Below are 26,290 nucleotides of genomic sequence, written 5' to 3'. Positions count from 1 at the left end.
CCTATTTGGCATCAATCCGACACCCGCAGCCTAGCGGCCGTCGGCACGGCCGGGCATCAGCGCCGCGCCCTCCTTCTGCCCCACCTCCTTCAGAAACCCCCACACCGCCTGCATGCGCGCCAGGTGCTTGGCCTCGGCGGGCATGCTCATCCAGAAGGTGCGCGTGAACTCGGCCTCCTGCGGCAGCACGCGCGCCAGGATGGGGTCGCGGTCGGCCAAAAAAGCCGGCAGCACGGCCAGGCCGGCGCCGGCGCGCACGGCCTCGTACTGCGCGGTGATGCTGGTGCTGCGCAGCGCGAAGCGCTCGGGGGGGTAGAGCTGGTCGATGAACTGCAGCTCCTTGGTGAACAGCAGGTCGTCCACATAGCTGATGAAGGCGTGGTGGCGCAGGTCCTCGCGCGTGGCCACCAGGGGGCGGCGGGCCAGGTACTCGCGCTGGCCGTACAGGCGCAGGGTGTAGTCGGCCAGCTTGGTGACGATGACCGAGCCGCGCTTGGGCCGCTCCAGCGAGATGACGATGTCCGCCTCGCGTCGGCTCAGGTGCAGCATGCGCGGCAGCGCCAGCAGGTCGATGGACAGGTGCGGGTGCTTCTGCGTCAGCCGCGCCAGGTACGGCGCCAGGATCAGCGTACCGAAGCCCTCGGTGGCGCCCACGCGCACCAGCCCGGACGGCCCGCTGGCGGACGAATTGGCGGGCGACGCGCGCTCCACCCCCAGCACGGCAGCCTCCATGGCCTCCACGGCGGGCAGCAGGTGGCGGCCCGCCTCGGTCAGGCGGTGGCCGGCCGCCTCGCGCGCGAACAGGGGCGCGCCCATCTGCTTTTCCAGCGCCTGGATGCGCCGCGCCACCGTGGTGTGCTCCACCCCCGTGCGGCGGGCCGCGGCGGCCAGGGTGCCGGTGCGCGCCAGCTCCAGAAAGTAGCGCAGGTTGTCCCAATCCATGGCGGCGTCGCTCCCTGTGTATGAATGTGCAAATCTGCAAAGCCAAGGTGCATGATTGTCTATTGTCTGAACAATTTCGCACAACTACCATGCGTGTCATGACGGGCTTGCGGCACGCCGCCGCTCCCCAAGCCACTGGAGCCCGGCTTCACCCCACCTCATTGCAGACCATCCAAGGAGACAACCATGGACGCATCCACCTCCCAAGCCGTGCAGGCCCCTACCGTCAAGCTGCTGATCGGCGGCCAGTTCGTCGAGTCCAAGACCACCCAGTGGCGCAACGTGGTGAACCCCGCCACGCAGGAAGTGCTGGCGCGCGTGCCCTTTGCCACGCCCGATGAGATCAACGCCGCCGTGGCCAACGCCAAGGAAGCCTTCAAGACCTGGAAGAAGACGCCCATCGGCGCACGCGCCCGCATCTTCCTGAAGCTGCAGCAGCTGATCCGCGAAAACATGAAGGAACTGGCCGCCATCCTGACCGCCGAGCAGGGCAAGACCCTGCCCGACGCCGAAGGCGACGTGTTCCGCGGCCTGGAGGTGGTGGAGCACGCCAGCGCCATCGGCAACCTGCAGCTGGGCGAGCTGGCCAACAACGTGGCCAACGGCGTGGACACCTACACCGTGATGCAGCCGCTGGGCGTGTGCGCGGGCATCACCCCGTTCAACTTCCCGGCCATGATTCCGCTGTGGATGTTCCCCATGGCCATCGCCACCGGCAACACCTTCGTGCTCAAGCCCTCCGAGCAGGACCCCATGGTCACCATGCGCCTGTGCGAGCTGGCGCTGGAAGCCGGCGTGCCCCCGGGCGTGCTGAACGTGATCCACGGCGGTGAAGACGCCGTGAACGCAATCTGCGACCACCCCGACATCAAGGCCATCAGCTTCGTGGGCTCCACCAAGGTGGGCACCCATGTCTACAACCGCGCCAGCCTGAACGGCAAGCGCGTGCAATGCATGATGGGCGCCAAGAACCACGCCATCGTGCTGCCCGACGCCAACAAAGAGCAGACGCTCAACGCCATCGCCGGCGCCTCGTTCGGCGCGGCCGGCCAGCGCTGCATGGCCCTGCCGGTGGTGATGCTGGTGGGCGAGGCGCAAAAGTGGCTGCCCGACCTGGTCGCCAAGGCCCAGTCGCTGAAGATCAGCGGCGGCAGCGAGCCTGGCACCGACGTGGGCCCCGTGATCTCCTGCGCCGCGCTGTCGCGCATCGAAGGCCTGATCGAGCGCGGCGTGGCCGAAGGCGCCAAGCTGGAGCTGGACGGCCGCAAGCCCACCGTGCCCGGCTATGAAAAGGGCAACTTCGTCGGCCCGACGATCTTCAGCGGCGTCAAGCCCGGCATGACCGTGTACGACCAGGAAATCTTCGGCCCCGTGCTGTGCGTGGTCGGTGCCGCCAACCTGGACGAGGCCATCGAGTTCATCAACGCCAACCCCAACGGCAACGGCACGGCCGTGTTCACCCAGTCGGGCGCCGCCGCGCGCAAGTTCCAGGAAGAGATCGACGTGGGCCAGGTCGGCATCAACGTGCCGGTGCCCGTGCCCGTGCCGCTGTTCTCGTTCACCGGCTCGCGCGCTTCCAAGCTGGGCGACCTGGGCCCCTACGGCAAGCAGGTGGTGCTGTTCTACACGCAGACCAAGACCGTCACGGCCCGCTGGTTCGACGACAGCACGGCCAGCCACGGCGTGAACACCACCATCAGCCTGAAGTAAGCGGCGCCGCGCGGCGCGTGCATGGTGAAATCCAGGGCATGACCCGATGCTTGACTCTCCATGCTGCCCGCCGGGCCACGCGCCTGGGTGCCCTGGCCGCCGCGTGGGCGCTGCTGTCCATTCCGCAGGCCCATGCGCAGGCCGGCGCCGCCTGCCGCCCCGGCGGCACGGTGGATGAAACCAACGCCTGCGCCATCCAGGCCTACCAGGAGGCGGACACCGCCGTCCAGGTACTGTACGGCGACGTGATGCGCGCCCTGTCGGCCCACGAACGCCCCGCCCTGCGCCAGGACCACGCGGCCTGGCAGCGCGCGCGCACCGCGCAGTGCAAGCAGGCGCAGCGCGCGCAAGAGCCCCGGCCCGAATGGCCGCGCCTGTACCACGCGTGCCTCACCGCGCAGACCCAGGCCCGGCGCGACGCCCTGATGCACTGGCTGCACCACGGCGAAGCGCCGCAGCCATCCACAACCCATAAGCAATAAGAGAAGGAGACCGGCCATGGACTTTGAACTCAGCGAAGACCAGCGCGCCTTTGCCGACACCGCGCGCCAATTTGCCGAAGGCCAGTTGGCCCCGCACGCCGCCCACTGGGACGCCGAGGGCATCTTCCCGGTGGAAGCCATCCAGCAGGCGGGCGAGCTGGGCTTTTGCGGCCTGTACGCCCCCGAAAGCGCCGGCGGCCTGGCCCTGCCCCGGCTGGACGCCACCCTGGTGTTCGAGGAACTGGCCGCCGTGGACCCCAGCACCACCGCCTTCATCACCATCCACAACATGGCCACCTGGATGCTGGGCACCTGGGCCACGGATGCAGTGCGCGCCGAATGGGGCGAGCAGCTGACCAGCGGCCGCAAGCTGGCCAGCTACTGCCTGACCGAGCCCGGCAGCGGCTCGGACGCGGCCTCCATCAAGACCCGCGCCGAGCTGGTGGGCCACGAATACGTCATCAACGGCAGCAAGGCCTTCATCAGCGGCGCCGGCAGCACCGATGTGCTGGTGCTCATGGCCCGCACGGGCGACGCGCAGTCGGGCGCGGGCGGCATCAGCGCCTTTGCCGTGCCGGCCCACCTGCCGGGCATCCAGTACGGCAAGAAGGAAGAAAAGATGGGCTGGAACAGCCAGCCCACGCGCACCATCAGCTTCGACAACGTGCGCATTCCCGCCAACCACCTGCTGGGCAAGGAAGGCGAAGGCTTCAAGATCGCCATGAAGGGCCTGGACGGCGGGCGCATCAACATCGCCACCTGCTCGGTGGGCGCCGCGCAGGGCGCCCTGGGCCACGCCCAGCGCTACATGCAGGAGCGCAAGCAGTTCGGCAAGCCCATCGCCAGCTTCCAGGCGCTGCAGTTCAAGCTGGCCGACATGGCCACCGAACTGGTCGCCGCGCGCCAGATGGTGCGCCTGGCCGCCAGCAAACTCGACGCCGGCGCGCCCGACGCGTCCACCTACTGCGCCATGGCCAAGCGCTTTGCCACCGACGTGGGCTTCACCGTGATCAACGAAGCCCTGCAACTGCACGGCGGCTACGGCTACATCCGCGAATACCCGCTGGAGCGCCTGCTGCGCGATGCGCGCGTGCACCAGATCCTCGAGGGCACGAACGAGATCATGCGCGTCATCATCGGCCGGCGCATGCTGGACGGCGACGCACCGGAGGCCATCCGCTAGCCATCAAAAACCATAGCTACTCGCGCTTGATGGACGGGCGCCAGCGGCAGTTTTGACTACAAACCCACCATGCCCGCCCGCCCGCTGACCGACGAAGCGCTGCAGCTCATCGCCGCCGTGCAGGACGCCCTGGCCGAGCGCCTGGGCGCGCAGGCCACGGTGGACGAGCGCCCGCTCTTCGGCTGCCACGCCTTCATGGTGGACGGCAAGCTGTGTCTGGCCGTCAAGGGCGACGAGCTGCTGGTGCGCCTGCCGCCCCCGCAACACACCGCCATCGCCGAAACCCCCGGCGTGCGCGAACTGGACCCGCGCGGCGGCATGCCCGGCTACTTCTGTGTAGAGCCCGCCGCCTACGCCACGCGCGCGCAGTGGCGCCACTGGATCGACGCCGCCCTGGCCTACAACCCGCAGGCCAAGGCCACGCCGCCCCGGCGCGCCAAGGCCAAGGCCCCAACCCAGGCCGCGCCGCCATGACTCATAGCCTTTTCAGGCTGCAGCGCCCGTCCAACAAGCGCTAGCAGCTATCAAAACCGTAGTACCACTTTCACACACCACAGGAGACAGCACCATGCAAATCGCATTCATCGGCCTCGGCAACATGGGCGGCCCCATGGCCATCAACCTGCAAAAGGCCGGCCACAGCGTCAAGGCCTTCGACCTGAGCGCGGACGCCTGCGCCAAGGTCAAGGCCGAGGGCCTGCAGATCGCCACCAGCGCGCAAGACGCCGTGCAGGGCGCCGAAGCTATCGTCACCATGCTGCCCGCCAGCCAGCACGTCGAGGGCCTGTTCCTGGGCCGTGACGGCCAGCCCGGCCTTCTGGCCCACACGCCTAAGGGCGCGCTGATCATCGACAGCTCCACCATCGCCGCCGCCACCAGCCAGAAGGTAGCCAAGGCCGCCGAGGCCGCGGGCGTGGCCTTCATCGACGCGCCCGTCTCCGGCGGCACCGGCGGCGCCATCGCCGGCACCCTCACCTTCATGGTGGGCGGCAGCGACGCCCACCTGGAGCGCGCCCGCCCCCTGCTGGAAAAAATGGGCGCCAACATCTTCCACGCCGGCAGCGTGGGCGCGGGCCAGACCGCCAAGATCTGCAACAACATGCTGCTGGGCATCCTGATGGTGGGTACCAGCGAAGCCATCGCCCTGGGCGTGGCCAACGGCCTGGACCCCAAGGTGCTGAGCGAGATCATGCGCCGCAGCTCGGGCGGCAACTGGGCGCTGGAAAAGTACAACCCCTTCCCCGGCGTGCACGAGAACGCCCCCGCCAGCAAGGGCTACACCGGCGGCTTCGGCACCGACCTGATGCTGAAAGACCTGGGCCTGGCCCAGGAAAACGCCATGGCCGTGAAGGCCAGCACCCCCCTGGGCGGCATGGCCCGCGCCATTTATGCGGCGCACAGCATCGCCGGGCATGGCGGAGAGGATTTCTCGGGCGTGATCAAGATGCTGCAGAAGAAGGGGTAAAACCCCACCTGGTGTAAACCGGGTTTACCTGTAGGTTTTATGCCAAAAGGGCGCTACAGCACCATGCTGCAGCGCCCTTTCCTCGTTCCAACCCGAAAAGCCTCGCGCCTAGTCGCATTGCCAGCGCAGAAAATGGTCGATTATTAACTTTATCAATGGCGCCCAGCCACCAAGACTGCGCTGAAACCACAGAATATCCAACCTTCAGGATCGGTAAAGCCGCTCCTGGCAGCGTGACCGTCTGGCCAGAGATCCTCCCGGAAGGTGGAAGCCCCACTCCATTCATTACCAATGGATTTTCAGCGGCCGTGAGCCAGAGCAGACGCACAGCCGTGCCGGTGTGGCGAACCTCTTAGGCTCATCGGCAAGTCGTTTAGTTCACACGACATCGTTGGCAGATGTGCATGATGCCTTCTGGAATTCAACGCAACCTATCGAACCAATTTCGGCATTATCAATGCGTCCATCTGCTATTTTGGGTGTCGTTTTATCCGCAACCTCCCTGTGGGGGCACGCGGCCATGGTCCAGGTCGGCTCGGGGTCTCGCGTTGATTTCGGAGATGCCAGGGTGAATCTCGGCTGCGCAGATTTCCGCATCGCCGGAACAGCGGCTACCAATACTGCGCAATTGGCGGGCATCAACAACGTGACCGTTGGCGGTCAATTGACTGGGGGGGCGGGACACATCTCTCTGGCGGGAGACTTCGCAAGCCCGGGCAATTTTGACGCCGGCACCTCTACCGTCACCCTCGGCGATGGGTGTGGCCGCACGACTTCCCAGATAGGAGCCGGCCTCACGTTTCACGGGCTGAGCGCCATCACCGCCACGGGCAAGACGCTGCAGTTCATCGGGGGCGCCACCACCACAGTCGCTGGACAGCTGACCCTGCAGGGCGCATCGGGCCATCTTCTCCAAATCAGAAGCAGCAGTCCGGGCACGCCTGCGCACTTATCAGCCACATCGCTGCAGTCCATTCAGTTCGTTGACGTGGCCGACAACCGAGCGGTGGGCGAAGTCATCGCCTTTGGCATTCCACAGAACTACCAGTCAAGAACCAGTGGCAATATTTACCGCTGGTTCCAGTATGACCATGCCGGCGGCATTGATCCGAGAGCGCTGCCTGGCGGGTTATCAGGCATGAGAAGCATCCCATCGCTCTCGTCACTAGGCACCGGCGTGCTGGCCGCGCTGCTGGCGCTCGCCGCCGCCCTGCATATGCGTCGCCGCGGCCTCTTCGGCAGCGCCCAGTAAATACCTCCGGTGTTCAACATGTTTCATCGCACGCAGAGATTACTGTGCGTCTTCGCCGCACTGATCCCCTTTTCGAGCGGGGGCGCCTCTGAGGCCATGCCACGGCTCGCATCCGACCAGCCGGCGCCTGCTGCACCGGCTGGTTTCGAGAAATCAGCAGCGCCTGCCTCGCAGCGCCCCGCCCTTGCATCGGAACAAGACCTGCCCGTGCCTCGCAAGGCCCTGGCGCCAAGTGAATCAGGGGCGCCCAGGACTGCCGAGCCCCCCATTCGCCGCCCCTTGGCATCTGAATCTGATTCTCCAGCGCCGTAAGTCCTGTTGATCGGCAGCGCATCCCATTCACATCTCCGAGAAAGAACCCCCATGTCCTCCAAGCACTTGAAGCTGCAACTGACGGCCGCTGCGTTGACTGCCACGTTGTCAATGGCCCACGCTGCCGACGTGGTGGTTCAACCGTCGGCCGGTAGTGCACTCGTGGTCACGGACAGCACCGGCGGGTCGCCTCGTTTGCGCGTGCAGGAGGACGGAAAGATCTCCATCCCCGGATGGCAATCCCTGCCACCCCAGTCGGGCCCCATGTGCATTGACCTGACGCTCGGGTTGATCGGCCCCTGCGCATCCACCAGCGGATTTTCGTTGCCGTTTGCCGCCACAGCCGCAAGCCCTGGAGCGCTCTTTGCCCTCACGCAAGCGGGGGCGGGAGGAGGTATTCAATTAACGTTACAGGCCGCAAGTATCAATAACGCCATTAAAGTGCAGCACCAGGGGACGGGGACCGGTGTACATGCGCAAACGGAGGCCGGCTTCTCGGTCTGGGGTCAGACGAATGTCCAAACGAGCGCCGCCATTGTGGGGGACAACTCTGCCGGCGAAGCAGTTGTTGGCCGCCAAAGCGGTGCCGGGTGCAACAGCTCCACCAATAAGTGCAAAGGGATCGGCGCCGTGGTCGGCCGGCACGATGGCGAAGGGGGGTATGGCGTCAGAGGGTTTGTGACCCACCCCAACGGCGCTATTGGTGTGCTGGGCCAGGCGGGGATCAATGGTGGGCAGGGCGTGGCCGGCCGCTTCGAAAATCTCAACTCGGCGAACACGCACGAAACCCTTCAGGTCGAGACGAACGGAGTTGGCGCCGCAGCCGCGATCCGCGGCGGGACCGCCACCCAGGATCTTTTGGTTCTGGCGTCTAGCGGAGTCAACGTAGCGCGGATAGACAAGACCGGCAGAGGATTCTTCAACGGCGGAACCCAGACAGGCGGCGCCGATATTGCGGAAATCATAGACACCACGGGCCGGCTTCCAGAGCCCGGCGAGGTGGTTGAAATCGATCCGGAGCACCCGTCGCACTACCGTCTGTCATCCATGGCAGAAAGCACCCTGGTGGCTGGCGTCGTGACCACCCGGCCAGGCGTTCTCATGAACGCGGGTGTGGAGGACGTCGCAGGCCTCCCGGCCCTTGCGCTGGCCGGAAGAGTGCCGGTCAAGGTGACTGCCGAGGGCGGAGCCATTCGTGCCGGCAACCTCCTTGTCTCGGCCAGCACGCCAGGCCACGCCATGAAAGCGCCGGCGCAACTTGTGCCGGGAACGGTGATTGGCAAGGCTTTGCAGGACTTTTCATCGCACGACCCCGGTGTCATTGAAATGCTTGTGATGCTCCGGTGAAATCAGCACAACGGCCCTGAATGCCAGCCGCTTTGGGACTCCATCAATCTGGTGGAGGTCTGAAAAACCGCTCGTCCATCCCAGCGTTGCCGGGCCGGATTGCAGGGTTTGCCGCCCGCCCCCAAGGCAGCAGCAGCCCTTGCGATGACGGCCCGCCGTGAAATACACCCGCAACCGGCGTGAGAACTGGCAGGCCAACAATTACCGCATTTTTCGCCATCCGCGAGAAGGATTGAAGTGAACACCGCAAGGACCTCCATTCATATCGTTGCCTTCACCTTTTTCTCTTTCGGCACCCATGCGGCTGAAGACTGCCCCAAGCTGACCCGAATGGAAATATCCGGGAAATACGAAGCGCCCGCCAAGACCTCATGGAATCACGAGGTCATTCCAGATCGGTTCATTTTTGATATTGAGAAAATCAAGCGCAGCGACAAAAGCGGAATAGAGCGCACCGCAGAAAAATACGCATTCCCCAATCCGAAGAGCATCGCAAGATACACCATCGACGACGACAGTCGTGCAGGCGTTGTTTACACCACAGCAATTGGGAAAGTATTCCATTCAAAGATTTTCATGAAAAGAATGAATGGATACTCCTGCATGCCAGGCTCATCCATCAATATGGGCATTGACGGCCTGCCTGCGGTGCTGACCTATTTATCCGGCCAAGAAAACAAAAAGAAATGCATGTGGAACCTGGAAGTGGTGGGTGTCCGCGATGACGTTCAGTACTCGTTCCACTACCCTGTGAACTGTGCACCGCCCCCCACTACGCAGAATGCATCGAGAATGCTGTCCATCATGAAGAGCTTGATGCCGACATCGGCGTTCAAGTCGTAAAGCCACAACCTTCTCTGGCGGCCACATCCCGGTCGATTGCGTCGCCCCCCCAACGCCATCTTCCCTCCATGGCCGGAGTGCTACCCGTTGCAGGGTCTGCCTCGCGTTACTTCATCAGGACCATATTCACCTTGCGGATTGACTGAAGCCTCCGTGCCATTCAGGGCAGGTAGTTGTCTTCGCAAGGAGTTTTATGAAGCTCGCAAAATCTTTCCTTTGGCTTTTGCTGCAGCACTCGCAACTGGCTGCGCAAGCGCTGGAAATGAGCAGCGAAGGAATGAGACAGAGGCATCCACTCAAGGAAAGATCACAGAGGGACAAACAACCAAAGCGCAAATTCGCTCAGCATTTGACTCCCCTCTTAAGACGTCATTTACTGATGGCGGACTTGAAGTTGCAACGCACTAGTTCACCAATGTCTCTGCTGACGCAATACCGCATTTCCCGGTCGTAAATTCCTTTGGCGCTTCTGTCAGCGACAAAAATAGAATTCGTAGTTGTTTTTGACAAATCAGAAATAGTTCAGCATTATTTCATGAGCGAATACCAAACAAATAATAATTGGATTACTTAACAACCAAATTCAGCACTCAAGCCGGTCTATAGTGGCAGGCCGGTTTAATGAAATGCTCAGAGGCTAATATTTAGCCATTCCCTGCAACCACTGCGTTGTCTTAATAACGAATACCCTTGCTTTAGCTGAACCACAAAAACCCTAACCACCTCGGTGCTGTATCATGGGTTCCTATTCCAACTTTTAAGAGGTGAGCGTGGCCAAAGTCAACTATTCATTCGAGAAACGTCAACGCGAGCTGGGAAAGAAGAAAAAAAAGGAAGAAAAGAACCAGCGCAAGCTGGCCAAGGGCTCCGAGCAAGACGCCTCAGTGGTTGAGGAACCACCGAAGGCGCCGGCAGCTGTCGATGCTCGCATATCGACAGAGAATATCCAACCTGAGACATAGACAACCTTCAATTCGACAAAATCATCCATTCACATGGATTCTTTCTTGTCGAGATGGCCTCAAACGGAAGTGCCCATTGCCTCCCACTGCGGCAGGCAATGCCGCGCCAGCGCCGTCACCCAGCAGGGCTGGCCCGGCACGAAGGCCAAGCCGTACCGGGGGCTGACGAGAAAGCCCGCGCACTCGAAGGCCGCGCCGTCGCTCTGCCGCACGAATGCCGCCAGGTCGCGAAACGGCACGGCCACGGTACCCAGGTGCAACACCTCGGCGCGGGCCGTCACCTCTTCCAGCCGGCCGCTGTCCTGAAAGCGGTAGACCACCTCGCCATAGTCCAGCGCCGTCAGGCCCACGGCGTTGCGCGCCGCGCTGCGCGGCGGGCCGTGGGCGCGGATGACGTCTTCGCGCGTGGCGGTGAACGGCATGCCGTTCACCCGCAGGTAGGGTTGCAGGTGCATGGCCATTGGTGCGGCGGCGTGGCGGGCCCGTATATATTGCGCCGTACCGCCCGCGGCGGCACGTAAGCGCGCCGCAAAGCTTTGGCATAAAAATAGCCCCTAGCGCTTATCCATCAAGCGCCAGCAGCTATCAAAATTGATAGCCCACTGATTTTCAACCACCCTCCTGCACTGCGATGACCGCCTCCACCACCTTCGCCCCCATGCCCGATGCCGCCGGTTTCTTTGGCCACTACGGCGGCCAGCTGGTGCCGCCGCACCTCAAGCAGGCCATGGACGACATCAACACCGCCTATGCCGAGATCACGCAGCGCCAGGACTTTCAGGACGAACTGGCCCAGCTGTTCGCCGATTACGTGGGCCGCCCCAGCCCCATCTTTCACGCCAAGCGACTGTCGGCCCAGTTGGGCGGCGCGCAGATCCACCTCAAGCGCGAGGACCTGAACCACACCGGCGCGCACAAGATCAACCACTGCCTGGGCGAGGCGCTGCTGGCCAAGTTCATGGGCAAGAAGAAGGTGATCGCCGAGACGGGCGCCGGCCAGCACGGCGTGGCGCTGGCCACGGCCTGCGCGCTGGTGGGCATTCCGTGCGAGATCCACATGGGCCAGGTGGACATCGAGAAAGAGCACCCCAACGTCACCAAGATGCGCATCCTGGGCTGCAAGCTGGTGGCGGTGACGCGCGGCGCCGCCACGCTCAAAGAGGCGGTGGACAGCGCCTTCGAGGAATACCTGACCAACCCCACCGACTACCTGTACGCCATCGGCTCGGTGGTGGGGCCGCACCCCTTCCCGATGATGGTGCGCGACTTCCAGGCCATCATTGGCCGCGAGGCGCGCGAGCAGTTCCAGGCCAGGCACGGCCGCCTGCCCGACTACGTGGCCGCCTGCGTGGGCGGCGGCAGCAACGCCATGGGCATGTTCACCGCCTTCCTGAAGGACGCGGACGTGAAGTTGGTGGGCGTGGAGCCCTCGGGCGAAGGCACCGACAAGCCCGGCCGCCACGCGGCCACGCTGACCATGGGCAAGCCGGGCGAGATCCACGGCATGAAGTGCTACGTGCTGGAAGACGCCCCAGGCGTGCCCGCCGCCGTGCACAGCATCGCCTCGGGCCTGGACTACCCCGGCGTGGGGCCGCAGCACAGCTACCTGAAGGACCTGGGCCGCGTGCAGTACGAGGGCGTGACCGACAAGGAATGCCTGGATGCGTTCATGCAGCTGTCGCGCGTGGAGGGCATCATCCCCGCGCTGGAGAGCGCCCACGCCGTGGCCTGGGCCATGCGCGTGGCGCCCACGCTGCCCCGGGACCAGCACATCCTGGTGAACCTGTCGGGCCGCGGCGACAAGGACGCGGACTACGTCGCCAAGGTTCTGGGGCTTTGATGCGGCGCGGGTGGCGGCGGTCTGCCATCATCCGGGCCTTGATTCATTGGACTGAAAGAACCTGACCATGGCATTGCCACCCAACAAGCAACGCAGCCGCCGCCTCCGCAAGAAGATGCGCGTGGGCGAATTCCAGGAATTCGGCTTCGAGTACGAGCTGGAGGTGAAGGCCCCCCTGGCGCCCGAGCAGGAAGAGGCACTGATGGACCGCTTCGTGCAGGAGCTGCTCGTGCCCCGCAACCTGGCCGCCGCCGGCTGGGTGAGCGAAGGCTTCGTCACCGCCTTCGAGCGCGGCTCCGCCACCGAGGACGACCGCCAGGCCACGCAGGCCTGGCTGGCCGCCCAGCCCGAGGTGGCCCAGGCCACGGTGAGCGACCTGAAGGACGCCTGGTACGTGGAAGACTGAGCCCCTGGCTTCAGGCCTTTTATGGCCACAGCGCATGCGTAGCAAGCGCGAATAGCTATATATTTAATAGCATACAACAGCCGCCTTGGCCGCCAGGCCCCGGCGGCTGTTCGTTGTGCGGAGGCGGCGCCTGCCTAGAATGGCCCGCTCACCGACGCACAAGGAGCGCAACGATGGAAACACAGCAATTGCACCGCGGCCGCCTGATCGACCACATTCAGCTGGTGGTGCGCGACCTGCCCGCCAGCCTGCGGTTCTACCAGGCGGTGCTGGACGTGCTGCAGATTCCGCTGGGCGGCCAAGCCGACAGCTATTTCTGGGCCGATGAACTCTTCGTCTCCACGGCCGACAGCCCCGCCGCCACGGGACAGCTCACGGGGCGGCACCACCTGGCCTTCCAGGCGCAGGACCGCGCCATGGTCGACGCCTTCCACCGCGCGGCGCTGGCCCATGGCGGGCGCGACAATGGCGCGCCGGGCGAGCGCCCCTACCACCCGGGCTACTACGGCGCCTTCGTGCTCGACCCGGATGGCAACAACATCGAGGCCGTGTTCCACGGCGAGGCGCAGCGCAGCGCGCCCTCGGTGGTCGTCACGTTCTGATGGCGGCGGCCGGTGGCATGCGGCAGGCGGGTGACAATCGCGGCTGACGCGCGAGTCCATTTGCCTGCATGACCACACCGCTGCCCTGGCTGGGGCCAGAAGATCCCTTTCCGCCGGCCTTCGAGAGCTGGGGCCCCGAATCGCCCGCCCCGGGCCTGCTGGCCGCCGGCGGCACGCTGGACGTGCCGCGCCTGGCGCAGGCCTATGCCCACGGCATCTTTCCGTGGTTCAGCGCCGGCCAGCCCATCCTGTGGTGGAGCCCCGACCCGCGTATGGTGCTGCCCGTGGACGAGTTCCGCCTGCACCGCTCGCTGCGCCGCACGCTGCAGCGCTTTCGTGCCACGCCGGGCTGCGAGGTGCGCATCGACAACGATTTCTCCGCCGTGATCCACGCCTGCTCCCAGACGCCGCGCGCCGGCCAGTCGGGCACCTGGATCGTGCCGCCGATGGTGGAAGCCTACGAGGCGCTGCACGCCGCCGGCATCGCCCACAGCGTGGAGACCTGGGTGAACGGCCGGCTGGTGGGCGGCCTGTACTGCATCGCGCTGGGCCGGGCGGTGTTCGGCGAGTCGATGTTCGCCCACGCCACGGACGCCTCCAAGATCGCGCTGGCGGCGCTGGTCTGCCTGTGCCGGCACGCCGGGGTGCGCCTGATCGACTGCCAGCAAAACACCCGGCACCTGGCCTCGCTGGGCGCGCGCGAGATCGAGCGCGCGCAGTTCCTGCGCCACGTGGCCCACGCACGCGGGCAGCCCGCCTGCAGCTGGCGGTTTGAATCCGTATACTGGGACGAACTTTTGCATTCCACCCCAGCGGCGTGACCCAGCTCAACGATCTTCCGCTGCAGAGCCTGCAGTTCTACGCTACGGCGCCCTACCCGTGCAGCTACCTGGCGGGGCGGCAGGCCCGCTCGCAGGTGGCCACGCCCAGCCACCTGATCCAGAACGCGGTGTATTCCGACCTGGTGGCCCGTGGCTTTCGGCGCAGCGGCATGTTCACCTACCGGCCGTACTGCGACGGCTGCCAGGCCTGCACGCCGCTGCGCGTGCTGGCCGATGCCTTCCGCCCCGACCGCAGCCAGCGCCGCGCCTGGAAGCGCCACGCCGACCTGCAGGCGCGCGTGCTGCGCCTGTGCTACCTGCCCGAGCATTACCAGCTCTACCTGCGCTACCAGACCGAGCGCCACGCGGGCGGCGGCATGGACCACGACAGCATCGACCAGTACACCCAGTTTTTGCTGCAAAGCCGGGTCAATTCGCGGCTGGTGGAGTTCCGCGAAACCACGGCGGACGGCCAGCCCGGCGCGCTCCGTATGGTCTCCATCCTCGATGTGCTGGAGGACGGCCTGTCCGCCGTCTACACCTTCTACGACCCCGACCCGGCCGCGAGCTACGGCACCTACAACGTGCTGTGGCAGGTGCAGCAGGCCCGCGCGCTGGGCCTGCCCCATGTCTACCTGGGCTACTGGATCGCGCAGAGCCCGAAGATGAACTACAAGGCCCGCTTTCTGCCGCACGAGCTGTGCATCAACGGGCAGTGGCAGCAGCCCGCGGGCGGCTGATTTCAAGCCAAATCAGCCTCAAAGGTCCATCTAAAAAGCGTGAAATGCTCTTATTTCAGGAGCATAGCGCAAGAGCTCACGGCGCCAGGTCGAACACCAGCACCTCGGCATCGCGGCCGTTGGCCAGCGTGATACGCGGTTCGCCCTCCAACTGGGCCGCATCGCCCGCCTGCAGCGCCGTGCCGTTGACCTCCAGCGCGCCGCGCACCAGGTGCACATAGGCCTTGCGCCCGGGCGCGATGTCCAGCGCGGCCGACTCGGCGCCGTCGAACAGGCCGGCGTACAGCGACGCATCGGCATGGATGCGCACGGCGCCCAGCCCGCCCGTGGGCGACGCCACCCGCCGCAGCGCGCCGCGCTTGTCGGCCTCGGGCACGGACAGCTGCTCGTAGCTGGGCGCGATGCCTTGCACGTTGGGCTCGATCCAGATCTGCAGGAAATGCGTGGTCTGGCCCTGCGCGTGGTTGAACTCGCTGTGCATCACGCCCGAGCCGGCGCTCATGCGCTGCACGTCGCCCGGCGGAATGCCCTGGACATTGCCCATGCTGTCCTTGTGCGCCAGCTCGCCCGAAAGCACGTAGCTGATGATCTCCATGTCGCGGTGCCCATGGGTGCCAAAGCCCGTGCCGGGGGCGATGCGGTCCTCGTTGATGACGCGCAGATTGCCCCAGCCCATGTGGCGCGGGTCGTAGTAGCCCGCGAACGAGAAGCTGTGGTAGGAGTTGAGCCAGCCATGGTCGGCATGGCCGCGGTCTTGCGATTTGCGAAGGGTCAGCATGGAAGTCTCCTGAAATGGCGGTGCATGGGCTTCACTGTAGGCCGCGCGGGCCGGTTGCGGTGCCTGCCCGCTTGAAGGCATCATTCAAACCAATTGAACTGATCACCGCCCGATCATGCAAAACACCCGCGATGCCCTGACCCCCGAGAACCTCACCATGCTGCAGAGCATTGCCGACACAGGCAGCTTCGCCGCCGCCGCGCGGCAGCTGGGCCTGGTGCCCAGCGCGCTCACCTACCGCGTGCGCCAGATCGAGGATGCGCTGGACGTGCTGCTGTTCGACCGCAGCGCGCGCCAGGCCCGCCCCACCGACGCCGGCAAGGAACTGCTGCGCGAGGCCAGGCGCCTGCTGGAGGACGTGGACGCCATCGCCAACCGCGTGCGCCGCGTGGCCACGGGGTGGGAGCCGCAGCTCACCCTGTCGGTGGACGGCGTGATCTCCCCCACCACCATGCTGGAACTGGTGGAGGCGTTCTACGCCCTGGCGCCGCCGACGCGGCTCAAGTGGAGCGACGGCATCCTGAGCGGCACGGCCGAGGCCCTGACCTCGGGCCATGCGGACCTGGCCATCGGCGTGACCGTGGGCGCCACCCATGTGGCGGGCCTGCAATCCGCGCCGCTGGGCGAGATGCGCTTCGTCTTCGTCGTGGCGCCGCACCACCCGCTGGCGCGCGAGAGCGAGCCCATCGCCGACACCACGCTGCGCGAGCACCGCCTGATCGCCGTGGCCGATTCCGCGCGGCACAGCAACGTGACCATGGGCATCCTGGCCGGGCAGGACGTGTTCACCGTGGACAACATGCGCGCCAAGGTCCACGCCCAGCTGCGCGGCCTGGGCGGCGGCTTCCTGCCCGAACCCATGGTGCGCCCCTACGTCGAAGCAGGACACCTGGTGGTGCGCGAGGTGGCACGCCCCGCGCGCACCGTGCGGCTGAGCTACCAGTGGGGCGGCCCCGGCCGCGCCGCGCCGGGCCGCGCGCTGCAATGGTGGCTGGCCCAGCTGCAAAGCGACGCCACGCGCCGCGCCTTGCTGGAAAACCACCACCACTTCTGATCGCTACCGACGCCGCAGCGCGTGTAGAGTATTTGCTGTGCCGCGCCGCATGCGCGCGGGCATCCTCATTCTGCGAAGGCCTGCCATGACACGACCCCTCCCCCGTTCAAGCAACCGGCTGCGCGACGGCAGCCTGCCCGGCCCCGGTGGCCCTGCGCGCCGTTTTGCCGTGGTCGGCGCGGGCATGGCCGGCGTGGCCTGCGCGCGCACGCTGGCCCAGGCGGGCCATGCTGTCACCGTGTTCGAGAAGGCCCCTCACCCGGGCGGGCGCACCAGCGCGCTGGAATCGCCCTGCGGCAGCTTCGATGCGGGCGCGCAGTATTTCACCGTGCGCGACGAGCGCTTTCAGCGCGCACTGGACACCGTGCCCGGCCTGTGCCGCGCCTGGAGCGCCACCACCATCCGCGTGCTGGACGCGGCGGGCCGCGTGGCCACCGCAGCGCCCCCGCCCAGCGAGGCGCACTGGGTGGCCGCCCCCACCATGGACGCCCTGGTGAACGCCTGGGCCGCGCCGCTGGCGCAGGAGGGCCGGCTGCATGCGCGCACGGCCGTCACGCACATCGAGCGCGACGCCATGCGCCCCACGGCCTGGCAGCTGCGCACCGAGTCGCTGGACGGCGGCACCCGCGTGCATGCGGGCTTTGACGGCGTGGTGCTGGCCCAGCCGGCACCGCTGGCGCTGGCGCTGCTGCGCCAGTCCGGCGTGGCCGCGTCCTGGGAGCAGGCGCTGGAAGGTGTGGACATCGCCCCCTGCTGGACGCTGATGCTGGCCTTCGCCCAGGCCGTGCGCCCAGGGCTGACGACGCTGGGCCCCCAGTGGAACGCCGCGCGCAGTACGCACCACCGCATCGCCTGGCTGGCGCGCGAATCGTCCAAGCCCGGCCGCACCCAGATCGAACGCTGGACGGTGCAGGCCAGCCCCGCCTGGTCGCGCGAGCACCTGCAGGACGATGCCGCCCGCGTGCAGGCCAAGCTGACCAAGGCCTTCGCCGAGGTCACCGGCATACGCGCCACGCCCACCCACACCGAGGTGCGCCGCTGGCAATACGCCCAGACGCAGCAGCCCCTGGGCCAGAGTTTTCTGTGGGACGCGGCCACGGGCCTGGGCGCCTGCGGCGACTGGTGCCTGGGCCACCGGCTGGAGGACGCCTTCGTCTCCGGCCTGGAGCTGGCCCTGACCGCCGCATGAGGCCCGGGTCCGCACGCGGGGCACGCGCATGAGCGGTGCCCCGCACCATGGCGGCCCCTACGTCGGCCGCTTTGCTCCCTCACCCACGGGCCCGCTGCATGCGGGCTCGCTCGTTGCGGCCCTGGCCAGCTGGCTGGATGCGCGCGCGGCCCACGGCGGGCGCGGCGGGCACTGGCTGGTGCGCATCGAGGACGTGGACCTGCCGCGCTGCGTGGACGGCGCGGCCGAGCGCATCCTGGCCCAGCTGGCCGCCTGCGGCCTGCGGCCCGATGCGCCACCGCTGTACCAGTCCACCCGCGACGCGCGCTACCGCCAGGCCCTGGACGGCCTGGTGGCGCAGGGCCTGGCCTACCCCTGCGCCTGTACCCGGCGCGACATCGAGGCGGCCCTGTCCGCCCAGGGCCTGCCGCATGAGCGCCATGTGGAGCGCCCCTACCCCGGCACCTGCCGCCAGGGTTTACAAGGCCGCGCACCGCGTGCCTGGCGCTTCCATGCCGCACTATTTCAATCAAAACAACCCCTAGCGCTTACCAGTAAAGCGCAATACGCTACACATTCAATAGCAAACACCGGTATCCACTGGACGGACAGGCGCCTGGGCCCGCAGTTCCAGGACGTGGCGCGCCAGGTGGGCGACTTCGTGCTGCTGCGCGCCGACGGCCTGTGGGCCTACCAGCTGGCCGTGGTGGTGGACGATGCCGACCAGGGCGTGACCCACATCGTGCGCGGTGAGGACCTGGCGGACAACACGCCGCGCCAGATCCTGCTGCAGTCGGCGCTGGGCGTACCCACGCCGCGCTACCTGCACACGCCGCTGGTGCGTGCCGCGGACGGCGAGAAGCTGTCCAAGCAGCACGGCGCCCCACCCATCGACGACAGCCGCCCGCTGCAGGCGCTGGCCGCCGCGGCGCAGGTGCTGGGCCTGCCGCCGCCACCAGCAGGTGACGGTGACGGCGCCGCCCAGGTGGCCGAAGCACTCGCACTGTGGGCCAGGGCATGGCCGCGAATCTACAATCCAGCACCGTGATTCAAACGCCCCTCCCGCAAGACCCCCAGGCCCCAGAGGCCTCCCCCGCCATCCCGGCCGCCGCCCACACCACCGGCGGCGCACCGGCCAACGTCGCTCACCCCAAGGGCATCAAGAGCTACGTGCGCCGCGCAGGCCGCACCACCACCGGCCAGTCCAAGGCCCTGGAAGAACTCGGCCCGCGCTATGTGCTGGACTATCGCCCCGCCCTGCTGGACGCCCCGGCCGCCTTCGGCCGCAGCGCGCCGCTGGTGCTGGAGATCGGCTTCGGCATGGGCGAAGCCACGGCCCACATCGCCCGCGTGCGCCCCGGCGACAACTTCCTGTGCTGCGAAGTGCATGAGCCCGGCGTGGGCGCGCTGCTCAAGCGCATCGGCGAGCAGGACATCACCAACATCCGCATCCTGCAGCATGACGCCGTGGAGGTGCTGGAGCACATGCTGGCGCCGGGTTCGCTGGATGGCGTGCACATCTTCTTTCCCGACCCCTGGCACAAGAAGCGGCACAACAAGCGCCGCCTGATCCAGCCGCCGCTCGTGGCCAAGCTGGCCGCGCGGCTGAAGCCCGGGGGCTACATCCACTGCGCTACCGACTGGCAGCCCTATGCGGAGCAGATGCTCGAGGTGCTGTCCGCAGAGCCGCTGCTGGCCAACACCGCCGAGGGCTACGCCCCCCAGCCCGAGTACCGGCCCCTGACCAAGTTCGAGAACCGCGGCATGCGGCTTGGGCATGGCGTGTGGGACCTGGTGTTCACACGCCGCTAGCCCCACCAGCCACCGCACCGAGAGCCGCCACCGATGAAGCCCCTCCTGCAGAACCTGGCCGAAATGACCGCGCACCGGGACCATCTGCGGCTGGAGGTGTCGGTGCTGTCCACGCTGCTCAAACTGGGCCACATCGTGCAGGTGCGGGCGCTGGAGCTGTTCACCCAGGACCAGGCCCTCATGCTGCGGCCGCGCTGCTGGAGCCAGGACCAGAAGATCGTCTCCAGCGAACACGACGCGGCCTGCGACACGCGGCGCACGCCGCTGCTGCAGGAGCCCGAGCTGGCGCGGTGCATCGAGGCCGGCGGGGAAAGCGCCGAGCGCTCCGCACCCGGCCGCCACACCCTGTGGCTGCCCGTGTGGCTGGCGGGCCGCGCCACCGCCTGCCTGGAGATCACGCAGTCGCGCGCCTTCACGCGCCACCAGCGCGACGTGATCATGGGCGTGTTCCTGGTCTACCAGAACTACCAGAGCCTGCTGGACTACAGCGAGCGCGATGCGCTCACCGGCCTGCTCAACCGCAAGACCTTCGAGGAACAGTTCGCGCGCCAGGCCGGCGGCGACGTCGCCGCGCAAGAGGACGCCGACCTTCCGCGCCAGTGGCTGGCCGTGATCGACATCGACCACTTCAAGCTGGTCAACGACCGCTTCGGCCACCTGTACGGCGACGAGGTGCTGATCCTGGTGGCCAACCGCCTGCGCACGCTGTTCCCGAGCCGGGACCGCATCTTCCGCTTTGGCGGTGAGGAGTTCGTGGTGCTGCTGCGCTCGGTCACCCTGGCTCAGGCCCGGCAGGCGCTGGAGCACCTGCGCGCCGCCATCCAGGCGCATGCCTTCCCGCAGATCGGCCACATCACGGTGAGCATCGGCTTTGCCGCCACGCAGTTCGGCTCACCCGTGGAAATCCTGGGCCGCGCCGACCAGGCGCTCTACCACGCCAAGGAACACGGGCGCAACCAGGTGTGCTTCTACGACGACCTGGTGCGCAGCGGCGCGCTGCAGACCAAGTTCTCCCACGACGAAGTGGAGCTGTTCTAGCCCTTCCCCTTCCTGGGTGGGGCCGTCTCAGGCCAGGTCGCTGCGCACGCAGTCGCGCCCGTCTTCCTTGGCCTTGTAGAGCAAGGCATCCACCCGGGCCAGCAGTTGCTCGACGGTCTCCGGCGAGCGGTACCCGGCCACGCCGAAGCTGGCGGACACGCGGATCTGGCGCCCCTCGAACGGAATTTCCAGCGCGCGGGTGATCAGCAGCAGCCGGCGGGCAAAGGCGTCGGCCTCGCTGGCCGTGCTTTCGGGCAGCAGGATCACGAACTCCTCGCCACCATAGCGCGCGATCCAGTCGATGCCGGCACGCAGTTCGCCCGCATAGATTTGCGCCAGGGTGCGCAGCACGGCGTCGCCCGCGGCGTGGCCCAGTTCGTCGTTCACGCTCTTGAAATGGTCGATGTCCACGAACACCACGCCCAGCGGCCGCCCGTAGCGGCGGCAGCGCAGCACCTCGCTGGGCAGGCGCTCATCGATGAAGCGCCGGTTGGCACAGCCCGTGAGCGCATCGGTGAGCGACAGGCGCATGACCTTCTCCATCGTGCGCTGCAGTTCCTGCGTGCGCTGCGCCACGCGCCGGTCCAGCAGGTCGATGTGCTGGCGAATGTCCTGCTGCATGTGCTTGAAGCCCTGGGCCACCAGGTCGATCTCGTCCATGCGGCGCAGCCGGGTGCGCTGCAACTCCAGCGGCTCGCCCATCTGCCCCGGCTGCAGGTTCTCCACGAACCGGGCGATGCGGCGCAGGGGGCGCAACAGCTCGCGCCGCAACACCCACGCCACCATGATGCAGATACAGGCCGTGAACAGCACGAAGCTGCCCAGGATGGCCAGCACGCGCCCCAGCGTGTGCCGGCGAATGTGCCCCTCGTCAAGCCAGATCTCCAGCACCCCCAGGTCGTTGCGCCCCTTGACGGGCGCGGGTACGTGCAGCGCCAGGACGGGCACCACCCGCATGCCCTCTGCCCCCTGGCTCCCTGCCGAGAACACCGGCCCGGTGGCCATCCTCAAGCGGACATGGCCGACTTCAGGAATGTCGGCCACCCGCTGGAGCTGGCGCTCCACGGTTTCGGTCTCGACATCCCACAGGGCCGTGGACAGAACGGGCAGGCTGCTTTGCGCCAGCAGCCGCACCATGCGTTCCCGGCTGGCGCGGCTGCTCTCGTACTCCAGTGCGGCCAGCGCGCCTCCCAGGACCACGGTGACCAGAATGGCCAGCAGCACCACACGCTGGATCAGCAGCGTGACGATGGAGCGAAATGGGCGCGGCACGCGAGCCGGTGCGGCAGACATGGGGCTTCAGCGCAGCAGCGCCCGCAGGTCGAAGCTGTAGCGGCGCAACCGGGGGTTGAGCGCTTTGCTGTAGCGACGGAAGTCGATCACGGCGGAGGGATCGGCCACGCGCCGGGTGAAGCGGTCCGCCAGATCCGGATCGAACATGATGACCATGGGCCGCGTGATCTCCAGCCCCTCGTCGAGAAAATCCGCGCCGTGGGCGTGGTCGTAGATCATCACCAGCGCCCATGCACCCACCATGAAATGCCCGCCCGCCAGGGCCGCCATGTCGCCGCGGCGCAGCGATGCGAAAGCCTCGGCAGAGGTGTTGATGCCGCTGAACCAGGCCGTCTTGCCCGGCTCATGGCCCAACGCCCTTGCGGCGTCCATGGCGCCAAAGGCGATCTGGTCGTTGGCCGACCACACCAGCCATGCCTGCGGGTAGCGCCTGAACAGCCACAGCGCCTGTTCGCGCGCCTTCTCCCGGCCCCAGTCCGCATAGACGGTTTGCAGCAGGGTCACCCGGCCGTCTTCACGCACCGCCCGCTGCATGCCTTCAAGGCGGGCCAGCGAGCTGGGCGTGCTCCGGTCGCCGCAGATCACCAGCAGCTGCAGCATGCCCTTGGCATCCACGCCCGCGTCCGCGGCGCGCGCCCTGGCAATGAGCCTGCGGGCCGTGAGGTATCCGGCCTCGTCCATATCGGGCGTCAGGCTGCCCAGCCAGAAGGGGTGGCGCGTACGCGGCTCGCCCGTCTGCTCGCGCTGCACGCCATGCACGGAGCTGAACGCCATCACGACCAGGATGCCCGCCTCATCCAGCGCATTCAGCATGTCGGGTGCCGCGCCATAGTCGTTGGTCAGGACCAGATAGGCCGGGCGCTGCGCCGGCGGGCGCGCGGCCAGCCCGCGCGCCAGTTCGACAGCGCGCACGGGGTCGCGGCCCGCATGGAGCACCTCCAGCTCCATGCCCAGGCTGCGCGCGGCCTTGTCCATGGCCTGCGAGGCGGCGAGCCAGTACGCCTCCCCCACCATGCCGGGGTTGATGAACGTGACCGAGAGAGCGTGGGCCGGCGATCCTGCCCCGAAACCCAGCAGCAGCATCCCCAGGGCTGTCCACATGCCGCGCCAGGCCCTGGCCCAGGCCATACGCACCCCGCTCGCCAGCGCCTGCCGCGGCAGGCGGCATGGGGCAACGGCCGCAGACGGCTGGTGATCGAGGACCCACATGCTCAACATTTTGGAGCGCCGGAACCTTTCGGCAGTGCCCATGCCCGCGGGGTTGAAGATTGTTGATGTTTTGCCCGTCCGCCCCCGCCGTTACCGCCGGGCGGCACCCGCCGGCCAGCGGGTGCTGTCACATCAGACCGGCGTGCGCCGCATCACGCGCGCTCGCCCACCCATGCAGCGACCGAGGCCAGTGCCTGCGGCAAGGCGCGCGCATCGGTGCCGCCGGCCATGGCCATGTCGGGCTTGCCGCCGCCCTTGCCGCCGACCTGGCTGGCAACGAAGTTGACCAGCTCGCCGGCCTTGACCTTGGCGATGCTGTCCGCCGTCACGCCGGCGGCCAGTTGCACCTTGTCGCCATCGACGGCGGCCAGCACGATGGCGGCCGTCTTGAGCTTGTCCTTGAGCTTGTCCATGGTCTCGCGCAGGGTCTTGGCGTCGGCGCCGTCCAGCTTGGCGGCCAGCACCTTGATGCCCTTCACCTCCACGGCCTGGCTGACCAGCTCGTCGCCCTGGCTGGAGGCCAGCTTGCCCTTGAGCTGCGCCAGTTCCTTCTCCAGCGCCTTGATCTGCTCCAGCGCGCCACCGATGCGGGCGGTCAGCTCGGTGGCCGGCGCCTTCAGCACGGCGGCTGCCTCGTCCACGGTGGATTCGAGCGATTGCAGGTAGGCCAGCGCGTTCTCGCCCGTCACCGCCTCGATGCGGCGCACACCCGCGGCCACGCCGCCCTCGGCCACGACCTTGAACAGGCCGATGTCGCCCGTGCGCTGCACGTGCGTGCCGCCGCACAGCTCACGGCTGGTGCCAATGTCCAGCACGCGCACGGTCTCGCCGTACTTTTCGCCAAACAGCATCATGGCGCCAGTCTTCTGGGCCGATTCGATGTCCATCACGCGCGCGTCGGTGGCCGTGTTGGCCAGCACCTCGGCATTCACGCGCTGCTCGATCTCGCGGATCTGCACGGCAGTCACCGGCGCGTTGTGCGCGAAGTCGAAGCGCGTGCGCTCGGCGTTCACCAGGCTGCCCTTTTGCTGCACATGATCGCCCAGCACCTCACGCAGCGCCTTGTGCATCAGGTGAGTCACCGAATGGTTGCGCATGGTGGCGGCGCGCAGCTGCGTGTCCACCTGGGCCTGCACGGTGTCGCCCACGTTGAGCGTGCCGGCCTCCAGAACACCGTGGTGGCCGAACACGTCGGCCTTGATCTTTTGCGTGTCCGCGACCACAAAGCATGCCGAGCCGGCGGAGACCACGCCCTGGTCGCCCACCTGGCCGCCGCTTTCGGCATAGAACGGGGTGCTGTCCAGCACCACCACGCCACTTTGACCTGCATTCAGGGCTGCAGCGCTTACCCCATCTACGTAGAGTGCTATGATTTTTGCAGTTTCCGCCAGATGCTCGTAGCCGGTGAACCTGTTGGCCTCGCCCGCGTATTCCAGCGCACGGTCCATCTTGAACTTGCCGGCGGCGCGGGCCTGGGACTTCTGCTTTTCCATCGCGGCGGCAAAGCCGGCCTCGTCCACCGACACACCGCGCTCGCGGCACACGTCGTTGGTCAAATCCAGCGGGAAGCCGTAGGTGTCGTGCAGCTTGAAGGCCACGTCGCCCGGCAGCACTTGCGCGCCGTTGCCCAGGGCCGTGTCCAGGATGTCCATGCCATGCGCCAGGGTCTCGAAGAAGCGCTCTTCCTCGACCTTGAGCACATCGGTGATGCGCGCCTCTTGCTCGCGGATCTTGGGATAGGCATCGCCCATCTGCAGCACCAGGTCCTTGACCAGCTTGTGGAAGAACGGCGTCTTGCAGCCCAGCTTGTAGCCATGACGGATGGCGCGGCGCACGATGCGGCGCTGCACGTAGCCGCGGCCCTCGTTGGAGGGAATCACGCCGTCAGCCACCAGGAAGGCTGTGGCGCGGATGTGGTCGGCGATCACCTTGAGCGAGGGCGTGGCTAGGTCGGCAATGTTTGTCTCGCGGGCTGCCGCCTTGATGAGCGCATCGAACAGGTCTATCTCGTAGTTGCTGTGCACATGCTGCAGGATGGCGGCCAGGCGCTCCAGCCCCATGCCGGTGTCCACGCAGGGTGCGGGCAGCGGCGTGACGGAGCCGTCCTCCTTCATGTCGAACTGCATGAACACGTTGTTCCAGATCTCGATGAAGCGGTCGCCGTCCTCGTCGGGGCTTCCCGGAGGGCCGCCGGGGATCTCGGGGCCGTGGTCGTAGAAGATCTCCGAGCACGGTCCGCAGGGGCCGGTGTCGGCCATCATCCAGAAGTTGTCGCTCTTGTAGCGGCCGCCCTTGTTGTCGCCGATGCGGATCACGCGCTCGGGCGGCAGGCCGATTTCCTTGGTCCAGATGTCGTAGGCCTCGTCATCTTCGGCATACACGGTGGCCAGCAGACGGTCTGCGGGCAGCTTGTAGACCTCGGTCAGCAGCTCCCAGGCCCATTTGAGCGACTCGCGCTTGAAGTAGTCGCCAAACGACCAATTGCCCAGCATCTCAAAGAACGTGTGGTGGCGCGCGGTGTAGCCCACGTTCTCCAGGTCGTTGTGCTTGCCGCCGGCGCGCAGGCAGGTCTGTACCGAGGCCGCGCGCTTGTAGGGACGCTTGTCGGTGCCCAGGAACACGTCCTTGAACTGCACCATGCCCGAGTTGGTGAACATCAGCGTCGGGTCGTTGCCCGGCACCAGCGGGCTGGACGCCACCACGGTGTGCCCCTTGGCGGCAAAGAAGTCCAGGAAGGTCTTGCGGATGTCCGCAACGGAGAATTTGGGTGTGCTCATGGTGGTGTAGGGTTTCGTGGGCGGGAGCGAACAGCGCGGGGCGTCCCGTCGTGACCAACCCGCCATTATAGATTTCGCCCTCTCTACCATGAGGCCTGCACTCTGACCGCTCCCATCCATGCACGCAGCAACCAAGGGTCACGAGGCTTACGCGCCGTAGCTCCTGAGCAATCCTGTCAGCGCCTGCAGGAAAAAAGGAGCCCAACTAACCTTCTGGCCTTGCGGCCGCCTCCCCCAAACCATGTATTGGCACC

At 66.8% G+C, this 26,290-nt stretch carries 25 protein-coding genes; 19 read left to right on the top strand and 6 right to left on the bottom strand.

Annotation, left to right across the window (positions count from 1 at the left end):
* Positions 1-30 precede the first annotated feature (30 nt).
* On the bottom strand, positions 31-942 hold the full coding sequence (locus BP68_RS01235; RefSeq protein ID WP_496368262.1) for a LysR family transcriptional regulator: 912 nt from the start codon (positions 940-942) through the stop codon (positions 31-33).
* Between the two features lie 186 nt (positions 943-1,128).
* Between BP68_RS01235 and BP68_RS01230 the strand changes: the two genes are divergently transcribed.
* The 9 genes from BP68_RS01230 (at position 1,129) to BP68_RS01190 (ending at position 10,498) form a co-directional block, all read left to right on the top strand.
* The gene (locus BP68_RS01230) at positions 1,129-2,652 is read left to right on the top strand and encodes a CoA-acylating methylmalonate-semialdehyde dehydrogenase (protein ID WP_496368260.1); all 1,524 of its coding nucleotides are present in this window, start codon (positions 1,129-1,131) and stop codon (positions 2,650-2,652) included.
* A 38-nt stretch (positions 2,653-2,690) separates the two neighbouring features.
* Complete coding sequence (locus BP68_RS01225; RefSeq protein ID WP_496368258.1) at positions 2,691-3,134, top strand: lysozyme inhibitor LprI family protein; 444 nt, start codon at positions 2,691-2,693, stop codon at positions 3,132-3,134.
* Positions 3,135-3,150: 16 nt separating this feature from the next.
* Positions 3,151-4,317, top strand: coding sequence for an acyl-CoA dehydrogenase family protein (locus BP68_RS01220; protein ID WP_496368256.1), 1,167 nt, complete (start codon positions 3,151-3,153; stop codon positions 4,315-4,317).
* A 69-nt stretch (positions 4,318-4,386) separates the two neighbouring features.
* Positions 4,387-4,791 (top strand): TfoX/Sxy family protein, encoded by a 405-nt coding sequence (locus BP68_RS01215; protein WP_496368254.1) that lies wholly within the window; start codon positions 4,387-4,389, stop codon positions 4,789-4,791.
* Positions 4,792-4,885: 94 nt separating this feature from the next.
* Positions 4,886-5,782, top strand: a complete 897-nt coding sequence (gene mmsB / locus BP68_RS01210) for a 3-hydroxyisobutyrate dehydrogenase (RefSeq protein WP_496368252.1) — start codon at positions 4,886-4,888, stop codon at positions 5,780-5,782.
* Between the two features lie 400 nt (positions 5,783-6,182).
* A complete protein-coding gene (locus BP68_RS01205) occupies positions 6,183-7,034 on the top strand; it encodes a hypothetical protein (protein ID WP_496368250.1) in 852 nt (283 codons plus the stop codon).
* Positions 7,035-7,397: 363 nt separating this feature from the next.
* Positions 7,398-8,693 (top strand): hypothetical protein, encoded by a 1,296-nt coding sequence (locus BP68_RS01200; RefSeq protein ID WP_496368248.1) that lies wholly within the window; start codon positions 7,398-7,400, stop codon positions 8,691-8,693.
* A gap of 237 nt (positions 8,694-8,930) precedes the next feature.
* Complete coding sequence (locus BP68_RS01195) at positions 8,931-9,536, top strand: hypothetical protein (protein ID WP_496368246.1); 606 nt, start codon at positions 8,931-8,933, stop codon at positions 9,534-9,536.
* Positions 9,537-10,306: 770 nt separating this feature from the next.
* Positions 10,307-10,498 carry a hypothetical protein gene (locus BP68_RS01190; protein WP_496368244.1) on the top strand — a complete coding sequence of 64 codons (192 nt, stop codon included), beginning with the start codon at positions 10,307-10,309 and terminating at the stop codon, positions 10,496-10,498.
* Between the two features lie 59 nt (positions 10,499-10,557).
* On the opposite strand, the gene BP68_RS01185 is transcribed toward BP68_RS01190, so the two are convergent.
* The gene (locus BP68_RS01185) at positions 10,558-10,953 is read right to left on the bottom strand and encodes a hypothetical protein (protein ID WP_496368242.1); all 396 of its coding nucleotides are present in this window, start codon (positions 10,951-10,953) and stop codon (positions 10,558-10,560) included.
* A 176-nt stretch (positions 10,954-11,129) separates the two neighbouring features.
* Here BP68_RS01185 and trpB point away from each other — a divergent pair, with 176 nt between their 5' ends.
* The 5 genes from trpB (at position 11,130) to BP68_RS01160 (ending at position 14,907) form a co-directional block, all read left to right on the top strand.
* Complete coding sequence (gene trpB, locus BP68_RS01180; RefSeq protein ID WP_496368240.1) at positions 11,130-12,338, top strand: tryptophan synthase subunit beta; 1,209 nt, start codon at positions 11,130-11,132, stop codon at positions 12,336-12,338.
* 67 nt (positions 12,339-12,405) lie between these two features.
* On the top strand, positions 12,406-12,744 hold the full coding sequence (locus BP68_RS01175) for a YggL family protein (RefSeq protein WP_496368238.1): 339 nt from the start codon (positions 12,406-12,408) through the stop codon (positions 12,742-12,744).
* 173 nt (positions 12,745-12,917) lie between these two features.
* Positions 12,918-13,346, top strand: a complete 429-nt coding sequence (locus tag BP68_RS01170) for a VOC family protein (protein WP_496368236.1) — start codon at positions 12,918-12,920, stop codon at positions 13,344-13,346.
* Between the two features lie 68 nt (positions 13,347-13,414).
* Positions 13,415-14,167, top strand: coding sequence for a leucyl/phenylalanyl-tRNA--protein transferase (gene aat, locus BP68_RS01165; protein ID WP_496368234.1), 753 nt, complete (start codon positions 13,415-13,417; stop codon positions 14,165-14,167).
* On the top strand, positions 14,164-14,907 hold the full coding sequence (locus BP68_RS01160) for an arginyltransferase (RefSeq protein ID WP_496368232.1): 744 nt from the start codon (positions 14,164-14,166) through the stop codon (positions 14,905-14,907). Before aat ends, BP68_RS01160 begins: the two co-directional genes overlap by 4 nt.
* A 76-nt stretch (positions 14,908-14,983) precedes the next feature.
* Here BP68_RS01160 and BP68_RS01155 read toward each other — a convergent pair whose 3' ends face one another.
* The gene (locus BP68_RS01155; protein ID WP_496368230.1) at positions 14,984-15,685 is read right to left on the bottom strand and encodes a pirin family protein; all 702 of its coding nucleotides are present in this window, start codon (positions 15,683-15,685) and stop codon (positions 14,984-14,986) included.
* 115 nt (positions 15,686-15,800) lie between these two features.
* On the opposite strand from BP68_RS01155, the gene BP68_RS01150 reads away from it, so the two are divergent.
* The 5 genes from BP68_RS01150 to BP68_RS01130 all read left to right on the top strand — a co-directional run bounded on the left by BP68_RS01150 (position 15,801) and on the right by BP68_RS01130 (position 20,757).
* On the top strand, positions 15,801-16,739 hold the full coding sequence (locus BP68_RS01150; RefSeq protein ID WP_496368228.1) for a LysR family transcriptional regulator: 939 nt from the start codon (positions 15,801-15,803) through the stop codon (positions 16,737-16,739).
* An 85-nt stretch (positions 16,740-16,824) separates the two neighbouring features.
* On the top strand, positions 16,825-17,928 hold the full coding sequence (locus BP68_RS01145; RefSeq protein ID WP_496368226.1) for an NAD(P)/FAD-dependent oxidoreductase: 1,104 nt from the start codon (positions 16,825-16,827) through the stop codon (positions 17,926-17,928).
* A 28-nt stretch (positions 17,929-17,956) separates the two neighbouring features.
* A complete protein-coding gene (gene gluQRS / locus BP68_RS01140) occupies positions 17,957-18,955 on the top strand; it encodes a tRNA glutamyl-Q(34) synthetase GluQRS (RefSeq protein WP_496368224.1) in 999 nt (332 codons plus the stop codon).
* Complete coding sequence (gene trmB, locus BP68_RS01135; RefSeq protein ID WP_496368222.1) at positions 18,925-19,719, top strand: tRNA (guanosine(46)-N7)-methyltransferase TrmB; 795 nt, start codon at positions 18,925-18,927, stop codon at positions 19,717-19,719. Before gluQRS ends, trmB begins: the two co-directional genes overlap by 31 nt.
* 33 nt (positions 19,720-19,752) lie before the next feature.
* Positions 19,753-20,757 carry a GGDEF domain-containing protein gene (locus tag BP68_RS01130; RefSeq protein WP_496368220.1) on the top strand — a complete coding sequence of 335 codons (1,005 nt, stop codon included), beginning with the start codon at positions 19,753-19,755 and terminating at the stop codon, positions 20,755-20,757.
* Positions 20,758-20,784: 27 nt separating this feature from the next.
* Here BP68_RS01130 and BP68_RS01125 read toward each other — a convergent pair whose 3' ends face one another.
* The 3 genes from BP68_RS01125 to alaS form a co-directional block, all read right to left on the bottom strand.
* Positions 20,785-22,050: a GGDEF domain-containing protein gene (locus BP68_RS01125; protein WP_496368218.1), complete on the bottom strand. Its 1,266-nt coding sequence runs from the start codon at positions 22,048-22,050 to the stop codon at positions 20,785-20,787.
* Positions 22,051-22,056: 6 nt separating this feature from the next.
* On the bottom strand, positions 22,057-23,151 hold the full coding sequence (locus tag BP68_RS01120; RefSeq protein ID WP_496368216.1) for an ABC transporter substrate-binding protein: 1,095 nt from the start codon (positions 23,149-23,151) through the stop codon (positions 22,057-22,059).
* Between the two features lie 260 nt (positions 23,152-23,411).
* Entirely contained in the window at positions 23,412-26,036 is a 2,625-nt protein-coding gene (gene alaS / locus BP68_RS01115; RefSeq protein WP_496368214.1) for an alanine--tRNA ligase, read from the bottom strand.
* Positions 26,037-26,290 lie beyond the last annotated feature (254 nt).

Source organism: Diaphorobacter oryzae DSM 22780 (assembly GCF_059568935.1).
This window is presented reverse-complemented; position numbering and strand designations above follow the sequence as displayed.

Excerpts from the sequence above, each read along its gene's own strand:
- BP68_RS01155 (WP_496368230.1), bottom strand. The coding sequence starts at position 15,685 with ATGCTGACCCTTCGCAAATCGCAAGACCGCGGCCATGCCGACCATGGC.
- BP68_RS01200 (WP_496368248.1), top strand. The coding sequence starts at position 7,398 with ATGTCCTCCAAGCACTTGAAGCTGCAACTGACGGCCGCTGCGTTGACT.
- BP68_RS01150 (WP_496368228.1), top strand. The coding sequence starts at position 15,801 with ATGCAAAACACCCGCGATGCCCTGACCCCCGAGAACCTCACCATGCTG.
- trmB (WP_496368222.1), top strand. The coding sequence starts at position 18,925 with ATGGCCGCGAATCTACAATCCAGCACCGTGATTCAAACGCCCCTCCCG.
- BP68_RS01130 (WP_496368220.1), top strand. The coding sequence starts at position 19,753 with ATGAAGCCCCTCCTGCAGAACCTGGCCGAAATGACCGCGCACCGGGAC.
- BP68_RS01225 (WP_496368258.1), top strand. The coding sequence starts at position 2,691 with ATGACCCGATGCTTGACTCTCCATGCTGCCCGCCGGGCCACGCGCCTG.
- BP68_RS01145 (WP_496368226.1), top strand. The coding sequence starts at position 16,825 with ATGACACGACCCCTCCCCCGTTCAAGCAACCGGCTGCGCGACGGCAGC.
- BP68_RS01175 (WP_496368238.1), top strand. The coding sequence starts at position 12,406 with ATGGCATTGCCACCCAACAAGCAACGCAGCCGCCGCCTCCGCAAGAAG.
- mmsB (WP_496368252.1), top strand. The coding sequence starts at position 4,886 with ATGCAAATCGCATTCATCGGCCTCGGCAACATGGGCGGCCCCATGGCC.
- BP68_RS01235 (WP_496368262.1), bottom strand. The coding sequence starts at position 942 with ATGGATTGGGACAACCTGCGCTACTTTCTGGAGCTGGCGCGCACCGGC.
- BP68_RS01120 (WP_496368216.1), bottom strand. The coding sequence starts at position 23,151 with ATGTGGACAGCCCTGGGGATGCTGCTGCTGGGTTTCGGGGCAGGATCG.
- BP68_RS01220 (WP_496368256.1), top strand. The coding sequence starts at position 3,151 with ATGGACTTTGAACTCAGCGAAGACCAGCGCGCCTTTGCCGACACCGCG.
- BP68_RS01215 (WP_496368254.1), top strand. The coding sequence starts at position 4,387 with ATGCCCGCCCGCCCGCTGACCGACGAAGCGCTGCAGCTCATCGCCGCC.
- alaS (WP_496368214.1), bottom strand. The coding sequence starts at position 26,036 with ATGAGCACACCCAAATTCTCCGTTGCGGACATCCGCAAGACCTTCCTG.
- BP68_RS01230 (WP_496368260.1), top strand. The coding sequence starts at position 1,129 with ATGGACGCATCCACCTCCCAAGCCGTGCAGGCCCCTACCGTCAAGCTG.
- aat (WP_496368234.1), top strand. The coding sequence starts at position 13,415 with ATGACCACACCGCTGCCCTGGCTGGGGCCAGAAGATCCCTTTCCGCCG.
- BP68_RS01185 (WP_496368242.1), bottom strand. The coding sequence starts at position 10,953 with ATGCACCTGCAACCCTACCTGCGGGTGAACGGCATGCCGTTCACCGCC.
- trpB (WP_496368240.1), top strand. The coding sequence starts at position 11,130 with ATGACCGCCTCCACCACCTTCGCCCCCATGCCCGATGCCGCCGGTTTC.
- gluQRS (WP_496368224.1), top strand. The coding sequence starts at position 17,957 with ATGAGCGGTGCCCCGCACCATGGCGGCCCCTACGTCGGCCGCTTTGCT.
- BP68_RS01125 (WP_496368218.1), bottom strand. The coding sequence starts at position 22,050 with ATGTCTGCCGCACCGGCTCGCGTGCCGCGCCCATTTCGCTCCATCGTC.
- BP68_RS01170 (WP_496368236.1), top strand. The coding sequence starts at position 12,918 with ATGGAAACACAGCAATTGCACCGCGGCCGCCTGATCGACCACATTCAG.